The sequence below is a fragment of the Acidobacteriota bacterium genome (assembly GCA_009861545.1).
GTDB lineage: Bacteria > Acidobacteriota > Vicinamibacteria > Vicinamibacterales > UBA8438 > WTFV01.
Window position 1 is genome coordinate 15,221 of sequence record VXME01000158.1, and the last position, 13,709, is coordinate 28,929.

At 66.9% G+C, this 13,709-nt stretch carries 10 protein-coding genes; 6 read left to right on the forward strand and 4 right to left on the reverse strand.

Annotated elements, in window-relative coordinates:
• The first annotated feature begins 13 nt into the window (after positions 1–13).
• Genes F4X11_24540 through F4X11_24565 form a run of 6 tightly spaced genes read left to right on the forward strand, consistent with a single transcriptional unit; the run spans position 14 to position 5,874 of the window.
• Positions 14–2,737, forward strand: a complete 2,724-nt coding sequence (locus tag F4X11_24540; GenBank protein MYN68146.1) for a DUF4040 domain-containing protein — start codon at positions 14–16, stop codon at positions 2,735–2,737.
• Positions 2,738–2,769: 32 nt separating this feature from the next.
• Entirely contained in the window at positions 2,770–3,156 is a 387-nt protein-coding gene (locus F4X11_24545; protein MYN68147.1) for a Na+/H+ antiporter subunit C, read from the forward strand.
• Entirely contained in the window at positions 3,153–4,691 is a 1,539-nt protein-coding gene (locus F4X11_24550) for a Na+/H+ antiporter subunit D (protein ID MYN68148.1), read from the forward strand. The genes F4X11_24545 and F4X11_24550 overlap by 4 nt, the downstream gene beginning before the upstream one ends.
• Complete coding sequence (locus F4X11_24555; GenBank protein MYN68149.1) at positions 4,688–5,161, forward strand: sodium:proton antiporter; 474 nt, start codon at positions 4,688–4,690, stop codon at positions 5,159–5,161. Before F4X11_24550 ends, F4X11_24555 begins: the two co-directional genes overlap by 4 nt.
• Before the next feature lie 22 nt (positions 5,162–5,183).
• Positions 5,184–5,504 (forward strand): cation:proton antiporter, encoded by a 321-nt coding sequence (locus F4X11_24560; GenBank protein ID MYN68150.1) that lies wholly within the window; start codon positions 5,184–5,186, stop codon positions 5,502–5,504.
• Entirely contained in the window at positions 5,494–5,874 is a 381-nt protein-coding gene (locus F4X11_24565; protein MYN68151.1) for a monovalent cation/H(+) antiporter subunit G, read from the forward strand. Before F4X11_24560 ends, F4X11_24565 begins: the two co-directional genes overlap by 11 nt.
• A 132-nt stretch (positions 5,875–6,006) precedes the next feature.
• Here F4X11_24565 and F4X11_24570 read toward each other — a convergent pair whose 3' ends face one another.
• The 4 genes from F4X11_24570 to dnaN form a co-directional block, all read right to left on the reverse strand.
• Positions 6,007–6,894, reverse strand: a complete 888-nt coding sequence (locus tag F4X11_24570; protein MYN68152.1) for a hypothetical protein — start codon at positions 6,892–6,894, stop codon at positions 6,007–6,009.
• Positions 6,895–6,947: 53 nt separating this feature from the next.
• Positions 6,948–9,461 (reverse strand): DNA gyrase subunit A, encoded by a 2,514-nt coding sequence (gyrA, locus tag F4X11_24575; GenBank protein ID MYN68153.1) that lies wholly within the window; start codon positions 9,459–9,461, stop codon positions 6,948–6,950.
• 31 nt (positions 9,462–9,492) lie between these two features.
• Entirely contained in the window at positions 9,493–12,099 is a 2,607-nt protein-coding gene (gyrB, locus tag F4X11_24580; GenBank protein MYN68154.1) for a DNA topoisomerase (ATP-hydrolyzing) subunit B, read from the reverse strand.
• 61 nt (positions 12,100–12,160) lie between these two features.
• Entirely contained in the window at positions 12,161–13,390 is a 1,230-nt protein-coding gene (dnaN, locus tag F4X11_24585) for a DNA polymerase III subunit beta (GenBank protein MYN68155.1), read from the reverse strand.
• Positions 13,391–13,709: the final 319 nt, after the last annotated feature.

The following is a 13,709-nucleotide window of genomic DNA, read 5'->3' on the forward strand; positions in this document are numbered from 1 at the left end:
AGGGAACCCGAGCGTGACGACCCCGCTGTACGTGCGGCTTGCGGTTGCGCTGCCAGTCGTACTCTTCGTCTGGTTCTGCACGCTGATTCCAGCCGTCTCCAGCGGAGAGGCCCTCGTCTGGGAGATGGCATGGCTGCCGCAACTGGGTATCGACCTCGACCTGGTGGTCGACGGTCTGAGCCTGCTGTTCGCCCTGCTGATCACCGGCATCGGCGCGTTCATCTTCCTCTTCGCCGGCGCGTACATGAAGGGCTACCCGCAACGTGGCCGGTTCACCCTTTTTCTCGTCAGCTTCATGCTGGCGATGCTCGGCCTCGTGCTGGCCGACAACCTCGTCGCGCTGTTCGTCTTCTGGGAACTCACCACGATCACCTCGTTCCTGCTCATCGGCTACTCGCATGAGAACACCACCGCCAGGCGCTCCGCTCTGCAGGGACTGCTGGTAACCGGCGCGGGCGCCCTGGCGATGCTGGCCGGCTTCGTCGTCCTGGGTCAGGCCGTCGGCACCTTCAGCCTCCGGGAGATGCTGGCCGACCAGCAGCATTTCGCGGACCACCCGCGCTACACGGCGGTCGTCGTCCTGGTGATGCTCGGAGCCTTCACCAAGTCGGCGCAGTTCCCGTTTCACTTCTGGCTGCCCAACGCGATGGCGGCTCCCACGCCCGTCTCGGCCTATCTGCACTCGGCGACGATGGTCAAGGCAGGCGTCTTCCTGCTGGCCCGCCTGACCCCAGTCCTGGGGGGGACCGCACTCTGGATGGAGACGCTGACCGCCGTGGGAGCGGTGACGGCGGTGTACTCGGCGTTCGTCTCGCTGGGCAGGTCCGACCTGAAACAGGTGCTGGCCTACACCACGATCATGGCGCTCGGCGTGTGCGTCCTGTTTCTCGGATCGCCGACCGACGCGGGGCAGGGCGAGCCGTCGCGCGGGGTTCTGGCGGCGCTTGCGTTCCTGGTCGCGCATGCCCTCTACAAGGCGGCCCTGTTCATGGTTGCCGGGACCATCGAGAAGGCGACCGGCACCCGCGACCTGACCCGGCTCGGCGGTCTGGCGAAGGCCATGCCCGTCACGTTCGCCGCCGCGGTCGCCGCATGCGTCTCGATGGCCGGCGTGCCGCCCTCGATCGGGTTCATCGGCAAGGAGCTGCTGTACACCGTCGGCTTCGCGCCCGACTCCGCCGCCTACCTGTCCTGGGCCGTGTTCTTCGCCGCCGCGCCCATCGCGATCGTGGCGATAGTGCTTGCAATCAAGCCGTTCCTCGGCCCGCGCCCCGAATACCGCACGCCGGCGCGGGAAGGAGTCTGGCAGCTCTGGTGCGGACCGGTCGTGCTGGCCGCGGTCGGCCTCTACTGGGGGTTGTCGCCGCAGTTCCCGTTCATGGAGTTGCTCGTGCCGGCCGAAGCGGTCGTGACCGGGCGTTCCGTGCATGCCGGGGAGGTTCCCTGGCACAGCACGAGCGAGGCCCTCGTGCTGACCCTCGTGACACTGGCCGCGGCCGTCCTGGGATTCTGGAAGCGGGCCGCGGTTGCGGCCGGACTCGCCCGTCTCGGAAGAATCGTTCCGGTCAGCGGCGACCGCGCGTACGACGCAGCCATGAACGGGCTCGCCGCCGTCGCGTCCTGGCAGACCCGGCGGTTGCAGTCGGGCGTCCAGCGGCACTACCTGCTGATCGTATTCGCCACGCTCGGCCTGAGCCTGGCCGTGACCTACTGGATCAAGAACGTGTCCTTCTGGCCCGTGCGGCTGGGGGAAGCCACGTTTCTCGATTGGTCGCTGGCCGCCCTGGTCGCCGCCGCGTCGGTCGTGATAATCCGTACCCGGTCCCGCCTGCTCGGGATTTGCGCACTCGGCGTGGTGGGGATGTCGACGGCGCTGATCTTCCTCACCTTCGGCGCTCCGGACGTCGCGATGACGCAATTGATCGTCGAGACGCTCGTCACGGTGATCGTCGCGATAGTGCTGCTCAAGCTTCCGGACTTCAGAAACGAGATCTGGCCTTCGAGACCCGCACGATTGCGCAACGGGATCGTCGCCGTCACGGTCGGAGTCAGCGTCACTCTGGTGCTGCTCGCCGTGACCGCGTCCCCTCCCCAGCCGGACCTCAGAGACTACTTCGAGCGTACCGCCGTGCCGGGCGGTCAAGGCAGGAACATCGTCAACGTGATCCTGGTCGATTTCCGTGCTCTCGACACCATGGGGGAGATATCGGTGCTCGCGATCGCGGGCGCGGCGGTCTTCGCCCTGCTGCTGCCGGGCCACCGGCAGCGGAAGGGCGTTCCGCCTCCGGGCGCGGAGGCAGCGGCCGCGCGCGCACAGCCGTGGCACGGCGCCACCATGAACACCATGATCCTGCGGGAGACCACTCGCCGGCTGGTCCCGTTGATTCTCGTGTTCTCCGTGTTCCTGCTGTTGCGGGGCCACGAGCACCCCGGCGGCGGCTTCGTCGGCGGGCTGGTCGCGTCGATCGCCTTCAGCCTGTACGCGTTCGTGTTCGGCCCGCAGGCGGCTCGCGGGCTACTGCGCGTGGACCCCCGCGCGGTCGGCGCCGCCGGCCTGGCGGCAGCCATCGCCTCGGGCTTCGTCGGATCGATTCGGGACACCGCCCCGTTCCTGACCGGCCAATGGGGCACCCTGGCGGGGCTGAAGATCGGCACGCCGGTAGTCTTCGACGTCGGTGTCTACCTCGTCGTCGTCGGGGTCGTGCTGACCTTCGTCCTCGGCATCAAGGAGCAGTAGCCGGGCACTTGCAGGCAGCGGGGAAACCACTGATGGAGCCAATCGTCGCAGTGCTGGTCGGCGTCCTGATGGCGGCAACCGTCTATCTGATGCTCAGCCGCAACTTCGTGCGTTTCATCTTCGGGCTGGCGTTGCTCTCCCATGCCGCCAATCTGGTGATCTTCGCCAGCGGAGGCATGACGCGCGCCCGGCCGCCGCTGATTGCGCCGGGAGAGTCCGCGCCCCTCCCCGGCATCTCGAACGCCGTGCCCCAAGCGTTGATTCTGACCGCGATCGTGATCTCTTTCAGCCTGCTCACGTTCGCGCTGGTGCTCGCCTTCCGGACCTACCAGGAGCTGGAAACCGTCGACACCGATCACATGCGGGCCGCGGAACCCTCGTCGGCGGACGCCGATACGGGACCGAGGGCGGGCGATTGAACTGGCTGCTCGTCTGCCCGATCGTCATTCCGCTGGCCGCGGCCGTGATCGGCTTCGCGGGGCGCGGCAGCGAGAAGGCGCAACGAGCGGTGAGCCTCGCCGGCGCCATCGGCCTGTCCGGGGCAGCCGCCGGCCTGCTGTCGATGGTGTGGCGGAACGGTATCGCGTCCGTGCAGATCGGCCGGTGGCCGGCTCCCTACGGAATCACGCTGGTCGCGGATCACCTGAGCGCGGCGATGGTCGCGGTCACCGCCCTGATCGGGCTGGCGACCGTGATCTACGCGTTCGGGGACACGCGGCCCGGGCCGCTCTCCCGTGCTCTGCACCCCTTGCTGCACGCGCTGCTGGCGGGCGTGTGCGGCGCGTTCCTGGCCGGAGACATCTTCAATCTGTACGTCTGGTTCGAGATCATGCTCATCGCCTCGCTGGCCCTGCTGGTGCTGGGAGGCACGCCGGCGCAACTCGACGGCGCCGTGCGCTACGCCGCCCTGAGCCTGATCGCGACCACACTGCTGCTCAGCGGCATCGGACTGCTGTACGGACTGACGGGAACACTCAACATGGCGGACCTCCATGTGCGGGTGCAGGAAGTCGAAGATCAGGGGTTGCTCACCCTGGTCGCCATGGTGTTCATCATCGCGTTCGGGCTGAAGTCGGCGGTGTTTCCGCTCTTCTTCTGGCTTCCGGCCAGCTACCACACGCCGCAGACCGCGGTTTCGGCCGTATTCTCCGGCCTGCTGACGAAGGTCGGCGTCTACGCGCTGATGCGTTTCTTCACGCTGATCTTCCGGAACGACGTCGGGTACACGCACGAGCTGCTGCTCTGGGTGGCGGGCCTGACCATGGTCACCGGCGTCCTCGGGGCCGCCTCGCAGAACGAGTTGAGGCGCATTCTGTCGTTCCACATCATCAGCCAGATCGGGTACATGATCCTGGGCCTCGCGCTCTTCACGACGCTCGGGTTGCTGGGCGGGATCTTCTACGTGATCCACCACATCATCGTGAAGGCCAACCTCTTCTTCGTTTCGGGGGCCGTCAATCGGCTGGCCGGGTCCACCGATCTGCAGACGCTCGGCGGGCTCTACCGCGACAAGCCGCTGCTGGCGGCGCTGTTCTTCGTACCGGCGTTCTCGCTCGCTGGCTTCCCGCCGCTGTCCGGCTTCTGGGCGAAGCTGCTGCTGATCCAGGCCTCGATCGAGAGCGATGAATTCGTCCTCGCGGGGGTGGCGCTGGTCGTGGGCCTGCTGACGGTCTTCTCGATGACCAAGATCTGGATGAACGCCTTCTGGAAGGCTCGCCCGGACGAGGCCGGGCCGCCGCCCTCGTTCGCGGCGCGGCGGCGCTGGCTACTGCTGGCGCCCATTGCGACGCTGGCGACCATCACGCTGGCGATCGGTCTCTACGCCCGGCCTCTCTACACGCTGGCGGAACGGGCCGCGACCGAGCTGATGGACCCCTCGCTCTACGTCGAAGCCGTGCTCGACCGGGGCGCTGTCGCCGCAAACGCGGCCGGTTACGGAGAGAACGCGGAATGAGGCTCTTCCAGATCAACCTGCTGCTCGCCGGCGGTTGGTGCGCCCTGTTCGGAACCTTCGATCTGGCGACTTTCGCGTGGGGCTTCCTCCTGGCGTTCGCGGCCTTGAGCCTGTCGAGTCCCATGTACGGGAAGACCGCCTACTTCAGGAGGGTCCTGCTGGCGGTCCGCCTGGGGGCGTATTTCCTGTACGAGCTTACGGTTTCGAGCTTTCAGGTCGCCTGGGACGTGATCACGCCTACGCACCGATCCCGCCCGGCCATCGTGGCCGTGCCGCTGGACATCGTAGAGCCGATACAGATCACCGTGCTGGCGAATCTCATCTCGTTGACGCCCGGCTCCCTGAGCCTGGACGTCAGTCCGGACGGGAAGACGCTGTTCGTGCACGAAATGTTCGCCGACGATCCGGACGAGACGCGCAGGCGGATCAAGACGGGCTTCGAGCGCCTGGTCTGGGAGGCCATGCAGTGACCGAACCCGCGGGGCACTTCCGATGATCGTCACCTGGGCGGTCGGCGTCACGACGGTCCTGACCGTGCTGGGGCTGGTCTTCTCGTTCGTACGCCTGATGAAGGGGCCGAGCCTGCCGGACCGCGTCGTATCGGTCGACCTCATCACCGTGCTGGCCGTGGCTGTCGCGGGCCTGCTGGCAATCACGTACGACGAGCCGGACTTTCTCGACATCGCCATCGCGCTGGCGCTCGTGGCCTTTCTGGCGACGGTCGCCTTCGCCTGGTACGCCGAGCGCACGGCCGAGCAGCTCGATCGCGACAGAAGGGCCGACGGGAGGGCGGAAGAACCCGATGGCCGGTGATGTCCCGTGGTCGGATCTGATCGTTGCGGCCTGCCTTCTGGGCGGAGGCTTCTTCCTGTTCGTCGCCGGCCTCGGCATCCTGCGCCTGCCGGACGTGCTCATTCGCATGCACGCCTCCACCAAGGCGGGAACGCTTGGCGTGGGCCTGGTGTTCGGCGGCGCAGCCGTGCACTTCGGAACCGCGGCTGAAACCGCGATCGCCGGACTGACGATCATCTTCCTGCTGGTAACGGCCCCGGTTGCCGCTCACGCGATCGCGCGCGCGGCCTACCGCATGAATGTCCCACTCTCGGACAGGACGCATCTCGATGAGTGGCAAGGAAAATACGGCGGGGGCGCCGGCGCGGAGAAACCCCGCGACCGGCCGTGACGGCCGGCGGGCCGGGAGGAGGGCGGCCGACACCGGTCGAACCGGCCGGCCGCCCTCGGGATGTGACGTGCGGCGGCGCCAGACAGAAGTCGTCGCTGTCGACAACGCCCCGTGGTCGACGGTCGACCCGACCTAGTCGGCGGCTTCGTGACCCGCGCAGGGCGCGTTGCTGGTCTTGTCGATGCTCGTGATGATCCAGCGGCCCTCGACGGTCCCTTCCGTCATCTCGCCTTCTTCTTCCGCACTCGGCATCGGGACAGCGTGCAGATCCGCCTTCTGGATCGTGAAGCACATCGTCCGCTCTTCCTCGACGTCGTCCTTCGTCACGTTCGCGCTCACGGTGAACTGCTTCGTGACGAGCTCGCCGCCGAACTCGATGACCTCTATGGCCTCGGGTGAGTCGCGGACGAAGTCGTAGAGGCTGACGTCGACGATGCGCCGCTCGCTGTTGAGCGCGTTCTGGGCCTCGGAGACCTTGCGCGCCCACTCGCGCTCGTCGGCGACCTGCGTGCTCCAGGAGTCACGAATGCCATTGAAGTGCTCTCGCCGCCCGGCGTTGTTGTTCCTCTCCACCCGCTCACCCGTGCGACCGGTCCAGGCCTGGGCGGCGCGCCTGATGTCGGCGTTGCTCGGATCCTCGCCCTCACGGCCGGACTCGATGGCCAGGGTAATGAGCTCCTCGTTGGTGTCCTGGTACATCTTCTTGTCGGCGCGGAAGTTGGTCTCGGCGTCGCGCGTCTCGGCGAGGGCCTGATTCAACTCGACCATCTGGAGCGCACGCCGTTCCTCCTCGCCGACGAACTCGACGCCCGGGCTCGAAGCGATGCCGTCGTCCTGGGGGGTGAACGGCACCAGCGACATGTTGCCGAGGGAGGTTCGGTCGTCGAACCGCGCAGCCTGGAAGAAGGAGCGCGCAATCAGCAGCTCATCGCCTCCTCCTCCGCAAGCCGCGGCCAGCAATCCTCCCGAGAGGACCACTGCGATCAGTACCAATGACCTCTTGACCATGGAACGAGACATCCCTGCCTCCTTGCTGCTGCGATCGGCGTCCGTCGCGAACGCCGATACCGGGCCTAGTCATCGCCGGCGACCGATTCGTCATCCGCCTCGCCGGCATCCTCGCGCGATTCTCCGTCTCTCTCGACGAGCCGCGCCACGGAGACGACGCGATCATCGTCACCGATTCCGATCAGCCGAACGCCCTGCGTCGCGCGTCCGATGGGGCGTGCGTCCCGCGCGACCATCCGCAGAACCTTGCCCTGCTGCGTGATCAACAGGACCTCGTCATCGCCGTCGACGCAGGCGACGCCGGCGACCCTCCCGTTTCTCTCGCTCGCCTGGATGCTTATGATACCGACTCCCCCACGCGATTGCACGCGGTATTCTCCGAGCTCGGTCCGCTTGCCGTAGCCGTTCTCGGTCACGGTCAGGAGCGTGGCGCCGGGCCGGACGACCGTCATCGCGACCACCTCGTCTCCCTCGCGGAGCGCTATCCCCCGGACGCCGCGAGCCGTGCGCCCCATCGAACGCACGTCGGACTGCGGGAAACGGATGGCCATTCCCGCCCGGGTGCCGATGAAGATCTCGCCCTCGCCGTCGGTCAGCTCGGCCCCGACGACCGCGTCGTCCAGCTCCACCCCCATGGCGATGATGCCGCCCGAGCGCACGTGGCGAAAGGCGCTCAGATCGACCCGCTTGACCACGCCCCGCCGCGTTCCCATGGCGACGAAGTGGTGGCCGGGATCGGTCGGAAACTCCCTGAGGGTCTCCAGCGCGGCGATTCTCTCCTCCGGGTCGAGGGCCACGAGATTGGCGATGGCCTTGCCGCGCCCGGCCGGGCCGACGTCGGGAATCCGGTGGACCTTCAGGGGGTAGACGCGGCCGCGGTCCGTGAAGATCAGGATGTAGGCATGCGTGGACGCGATGAAGAGGTGCGTCAGGAAGTCTTCTTCCCGCGTCCGCATGCCGAGCCGGCCCTTGCCTCCCCGGCGCTGGTTCCGATACTGCGTCACCGCGGTTCGCTTGATGTACCCGGTGTTGCTGGCCGTGATGACGACGTCCTCGTCGACGATCAGGTCCTCGATGCTGAAGTCGCCGTCCTCGCCCTCGATGATCTCGGTGCGGCGCGCATCGCCGTACTTCTCGCGCACCTCCCGGAGCTCGTCGACGACGATGCCCAGCAGGAGCGGCTCGCTCTCGAGAATGGCCCGCAGCTCCCGGATGGTCTCGGCCAGCCGGGCCAGCTCTTCGATGATCTTCTCGCGCTCGAGTCCGGTGAGGCGCTGAAGCTGCATGTCCAGGATCGCCTGGGCCTGGATCTCGGTAAGCGAGAAGCGCTCGATGAGGCCGCGCCGCGCCTCCGGGGGGTTCCGCGAGGCGCGAATCAAGGCAATGACCGCGTCGAGATAGTCGAGTGCGACCTTGAGTCCCTCCAGGATGTGGATGCGCGCCTCCGCCTTGGCGAGGTCGTGCTCGGTGCGCCGGCGGACCACTTCCCTGCGAAACTCGAGAAACTGTTCCACGAGGTCGAGGAGCGGGAGGACCCGTGGCCGGCCCGCCACGATGGCCAAGGCGATGATGCCGAACGACGTCTGCAGGGGCGTGTGCTTGTAGAGGTTGTTCAGCACCACCTCCGGCACCTCGCCCCGCCGCAGCTCGATCACGATGCGCATGCCGTGACGGTCGGACTCGTCGCGCAGGTCGGCGATTCCCTCGATCACCTTCTCGCGCACCAGGTCGGCGATTTTCTCGAGCAGGCGCGACTTGTTGACCTGGTACGGGATCTCGGTGACGACGATGGCGGTACGGTCTCCCTTCTTGCGGGGTTCCTCCACGTCGGTGCGGGCCCGCATCGTGATCGATCCGCGGCCGGTCCGGTACGCCTGCACGATGCCGGCCCGTCCCACGATGAACCCGGCGGTGGGGAAATCGGGACCCGGTACGAGCGTGAGCAGCTCCCGTTCCTTGTCCAGGCGCGTCGCTTCCCGATGCTCGGCGACCCAGACGATTCCGTCGATCACCTCGCGCAGGTTGTGCGGCGGGATGTTCGTCGCCATCCCGACCGCGATGCCGGCCGAGCCGTTCACCAACAGGTTCGGAAACGGCGCGGGCAGGACGGAGGGCTCCTCGGTCGTCTCGTCGTAGTTGGCCACGAAGTCGACCGTGTCGCGATCGAGATCGGCCATCAGGTCGTCGGAGAGCGACTGCAGCTTCGCCTCGGTGTAGCGCATCGCCGCCGGCGGGTCACCGTCCACCGACCCGAAGTTCCCCTGGCCGTCGACCAGCGGGTAGCGCATGTTGAAGCCCTGCGCCAGGCGGACGAGCGTGTCGTAGATGGACGCGTCGCCATGCGGGTGGAAGTTGCCCATCACCTCGCCGACGATCTTGGCGCACTTGCGGTACGCCCGGTTCGAGGCGAGCCCCATCGTGCGCATGCCGTAGATCACGCGCCGGTGCGCCGGTTTCAATCCGTCGCGCACGTCGGGCAGGGCGCGGCCGATGATGACGCTCATGGCGTAGTCCATGTAGGACCGGCGCATCTCGTCTTCGATGGTGACGGGGACGTTGGGGCGTTCGACGTCGGGCATGGGGTTTCGCTGCGTTCCGCGGCGCAAGCGCCTAGATGTCCAGGTTCTTCACGTCCAGGGCGTTGTCCTGGATGAACTTGCGGCGCGGCTCCACCTGGTCGCCCATGAGCGTGGTGAACATGTGATCCGCTTCCGCGTCGTCTTCCGCGCGCACCTGCAGCAGGGTGCGGTTCTCCGGGTTCATCGTGGTCGTCCAGAGCTGGTCCGGATTCATCTCGCCAAGCCCCTTGTAGCGGTTGATGGCGACGCCGCGTTTCCCGGCGGCGATGAAGTGATCGACCAGCTCCCGCATCGATCCGATCTCCGTCTGCCCGTCGCGGGCCGCGTCGCCGCCCGTCACGGCCGCCTCACCCGCGGCGGTCGCGTCATCGGTCGCATCCTCGCCGCCGCCCGACGGGGCTTCGCCGGATCCGCCGTTGGCGCCGCTGCCGGCGGCCGGCCCGGGCCGCTCGACGCCGACGAAGAGCGGGCCGCGCAACGGCGCCAGATCCTCGTGGTGGGTCAGCAGCGCGCGATACTCGGCTCCCTCGACGAAGTCGACGCCTACCGCTTGACGCCGGACGAATCCGTTCTGCCGGTCATCGATGACCAGGCGGCACGCGTCGTGCTCCTCGTCGTCCTCTATCGTGACTGTCCGTTCCAGTCGCGATATCGCCTCCGCCACCGCGTCGACACGGCGGCGATCGGCAAAGAACGTGCGATCCCGAGCACCGTGATCGAGCACCGCCATGACGACTTCCGGATCCGGCCCACGGCGCTCGACCACCTGCAGCAGCCGCTGGAAGGCAATCAGCTTGCGGAGGACCGCCTCGAGGGCCTCGCCCGACCAGGTCCGCCCGGTCTCGGCTGCGCGCACGACCCGGGTCTCGCTGCTGCGCCGGATGAGGTAGGCCTCCAGCTCCTGGTCGTCCTTGATGTAGCTCTCCGACCGGCCGCGCTTCGCACGGTAGAGCGGCGGCTGCGCGATGAATACGTGGCCCTGCTCGATCAGCTCGCGCATCTGGCGGTAGAAGAACGTCAGCAGCAGCGTGCGGATATGCGATCCGTCCACGTCGGCGTCGGTCATGATCACGATGCGGTGGTACCGCAGCTTCGAGAGATCGAAGTCCTCCCTGCCGATCCCGCAGCCGAGGGCCGCGATCATCGTCTTGATCTCGTCACTGCCCAGCATCTTGTCGAATCGGGCCTTCTCCACGTTGAGGATCTTGCCCTTGATGGGAAGGATCGCCTGGAAGCGCCGATCACGCCCCTGCTTCGCCGACCCGCCGGCCGACTCGCCCTCGACGATGTAGATCTCGCTCTGCGCCGGATCCCGTTCCTGGCAGTCGGCCAGCTTGCCGGGCAGCGCGCTGTTGTCCAGGGCTCCCTTGCGCCGCACCAGATCGCGCGCCTTGCGCGCCGCCTCGCGGGCGCGGGCCGCATCGATGGCCTTGTTGACGATACGCTTGGCGACCGCGGGATTCTCTTCCAGGTACGCACCCAGCCGGTCGTTGACGATCGCCTGGACGATCCCCTTGACCTCGGTGTTGCCGAGCTTCGTCTTGGTCTGTCCCTCGAACTGCGGCTGCGGGATCTTCACGCTGACGACCGCCACCAGACCCTCGCGGATGTCGTCGCCGCCAATGCTCTCCTTGAGATCGCGGGCGAGGTTGTTCCGGTTGGCGTAGCTGTTTATGGTGCTCGTCAACGCCGCCCGGAAACCGGACAGGTGCGTTCCGCCCTCCTGGGTGTTGATGTTGTTGGCGAAGGCGTAGACCGTGTCGGCGTAGCCGTCGTTCCACTGCAGCGCGAGTTCGGCGTCGATGCCGTCCCGGGCGCCCTGCATGTAGATCGGCTCGCTGTTGGCGACGGTCTTGTTCCGGTTGATGAACTCTACGAACGAGCGGATGCCCCCCTCGTAGGTGAACTCGTGGCTCTTGTCATTGCGTTCGTCGGTCAGCGTGATCGACACCCCGGCATTCAGGAACGCCAGCTCGCGCAGGCGCTGCGCCAGCGTATCGAAGCTGTACTCGACGGTCTCGAAGACCTGTTCGTCCGCCTTGAAGGTGACCTTGGTGCCGCGGCGCTTCGTCCGACCGATCACCTCGATCCCGGAAAGCGGCCGGCCACGCTCGTACTGCTGGCGATAGACCTGACCGTCCCGCCAGATCTCGAGATCCAGCGTCTCCGACAGGGCGTTCACGACCGAGACGCCGACGCCGTGCAGCCCGCCCGACACCTTGTAGCTCTCGTTGTCGAACTTCCCCCCGGCGTGCAGCACCGTCAGCACGACTTCCGCCGCCGACTTCCCGCTCGCGTGCCTGTCCACGGGAATGCCGCGGCCGTTGTCGGCGATCGTCACGGAGTTGTCGATATGCACGGTGACCCGGATGGTGTCGCAATGGCCGGCCAGCGCCTCGTCGATGGAGTTGTCGACGACCTCGTACACCAGGTGATGGAGTCCCTGCGCACCCGTCGAGCCGATGTACATCGCCGGACGCTTCCGAACCGCGTCGAGTCCTTCGAGGACCTTGATCTGATCGGCGCGGTAGCTCTTCGGATCGTCTGCTGACGGTGCGGAACCGGCGGGTACGGGAGGCGGGGCGCCGGCACCGGCGCGCGGTGCAGGCCGCGCCCCTTCATGATCGAGTTGTGTCATTCGGATTCCGATGGCTGGCTCGCGGTGGATCTGCATCTCGCCCGCGGCCGGGGAACGATGGCTACACGCGCATCGGCATGATCACGTACGTGTAGGCTGTCTTCTCGCCGGACGGATACATGACGGCCTGGCTCTTCTCGTCCTTCAGCTCCAACGTCACACTGTCCGTTTCGGCTACCGCGAGGAACTCCAGCACGTACTGCGCGTTGAAGCAGATCTGCAGCTCGGCGCCGGTGTAGTCGACGGGCAGCACCTCCTTGGCTTCCCCGAGTTCCGGACTGCTCGACGTCACCTCCGCCGTCGAATCGGCAATCTGGAACTTGACCGCGTGGGAGCGCTCGCTCGACAGCAGCGCGACCCGCTTGATCGCGCTGCTCAAACGATCGCGCTCGAAATCGACCAGCTTGTCGTTGCCGGTCGGAATGACGCGCTCGTAGGCCGGGAACTGCGCGTCGATGGTGCGTGAGATGAGCTGACGCCCGTCGATCTCGAAGAACAAGTGACTCTCGCCGCGGGTGTACCGTACTTCGCCCTCCCCGCCCGCCAACAGCCGCGACAGCTCGCCGAGAGTCTTCTTCGGCAGGATCGCCCGGATTTCGCCGTCCGGAACGTCCGTTCCGTCCCACGCCGAGGAGGCCAGCGCCAGGCGGTGACCGTCGGTCGCGATCAGGCTCATCGAGCCTGGCTTGAGAACGAACAGCGCGCCGTTCAGGAAATAGCGGGTGTCCTCGCCCGTAATCGCGAACTGCGTCTTCATCACCATGCCCCGCAGGGCCTCGCGAGCCACCGTCTCCGCACCATCGACGCCGGGATCCGGCAGCGTCGGAAAGTCCTCTCGGGGCAGTGTCTGCATCCGGGAATCGAAGCGGTCCGCCGACACGTTGACGGCTCCGTGCGCTCCCGCCTCGAGCCGGATTTCCGTATCCGGCAGCGCCCGCACGATCTCGAACAGCTTCTTGGCGGGAACCGTCAGCGCGCCGGCGCGGGAGATCGATGCCTGGCACTGGCTCCGCAACCCGACTTCGAGATCGGTCGCCAGCAGGCGCACGCTGCCGGCGTCGTTCGCTTCGAGCAGGACGTTCCCGAGAATCGGAATGGTGTTCTTGCGCTCGACGATCCCCTGGCAGAGCTGAAGCTCGTGCAGCAGATCGCCCTTCTGGACGGTCAGTTCCATGGGGACGGTGACCTCGACTGGACGGCTCGCATCGGATGGCGAACAACCATGTACTGGATCTGAATGATCTCTAAAGTATAGCAGGATCGGAAGGTCTGTGGAAACGTTGACGGGCATTTCAAGTGCAGTCTGATCAATGACTTAACGAAGGACCGAGCCGTTGACAATCTCGGCGGCGCGGGCCGGGATCGGTGGATGGAACCGGTCTCCACAGCCGGCGACGGGTCGCCCGCGGTTCGGCTGTGGACGAAACCCGGATCCGCGACCCTGCGAGCCCGAAACGCTGGCCCGACAAAGCGTCGCCTTCTGCTCCGATTGCCGCCCAACCGGGTCATGGAGCGGGGGATGGGCCGAAACGCCGAGCCAGCGAAGCGTTTCGGGGCGCTAGGAGTCTGCGCCGCAGGACGTTTGCGGCACGAAACGGGTCGCCAGTCCA

Coding starts and splice junctions, on each gene's coding strand:
- F4X11_24545 (MYN68147.1), top strand. CDS start 2,770: ATGGAGCCAATCGTCGCAGTGCTGGTCGGCGTCCTGATGGCGGCAACC.
- F4X11_24555 (MYN68149.1), top strand. CDS start 4,688: ATGAGGCTCTTCCAGATCAACCTGCTGCTCGCCGGCGGTTGGTGCGCC.
- F4X11_24560 (MYN68150.1), top strand. CDS start 5,184: ATGATCGTCACCTGGGCGGTCGGCGTCACGACGGTCCTGACCGTGCTG.
- F4X11_24565 (MYN68151.1), top strand. CDS start 5,494: ATGGCCGGTGATGTCCCGTGGTCGGATCTGATCGTTGCGGCCTGCCTT.
- F4X11_24570 (MYN68152.1), bottom strand. CDS start 6,894: ATGTCTCGTTCCATGGTCAAGAGGTCATTGGTACTGATCGCAGTGGTC.
- gyrA (MYN68153.1), bottom strand. CDS start 9,461: ATGCCCGACGTCGAACGCCCCAACGTCCCCGTCACCATCGAAGACGAG.
- gyrB (MYN68154.1), bottom strand. CDS start 12,099: ATGACACAACTCGATCATGAAGGGGCGCGGCCTGCACCGCGCGCCGGT.
- dnaN (MYN68155.1), bottom strand. CDS start 13,390: ATGCCCGTCAACGTTTCCACAGACCTTCCGATCCTGCTATACTTTAGA.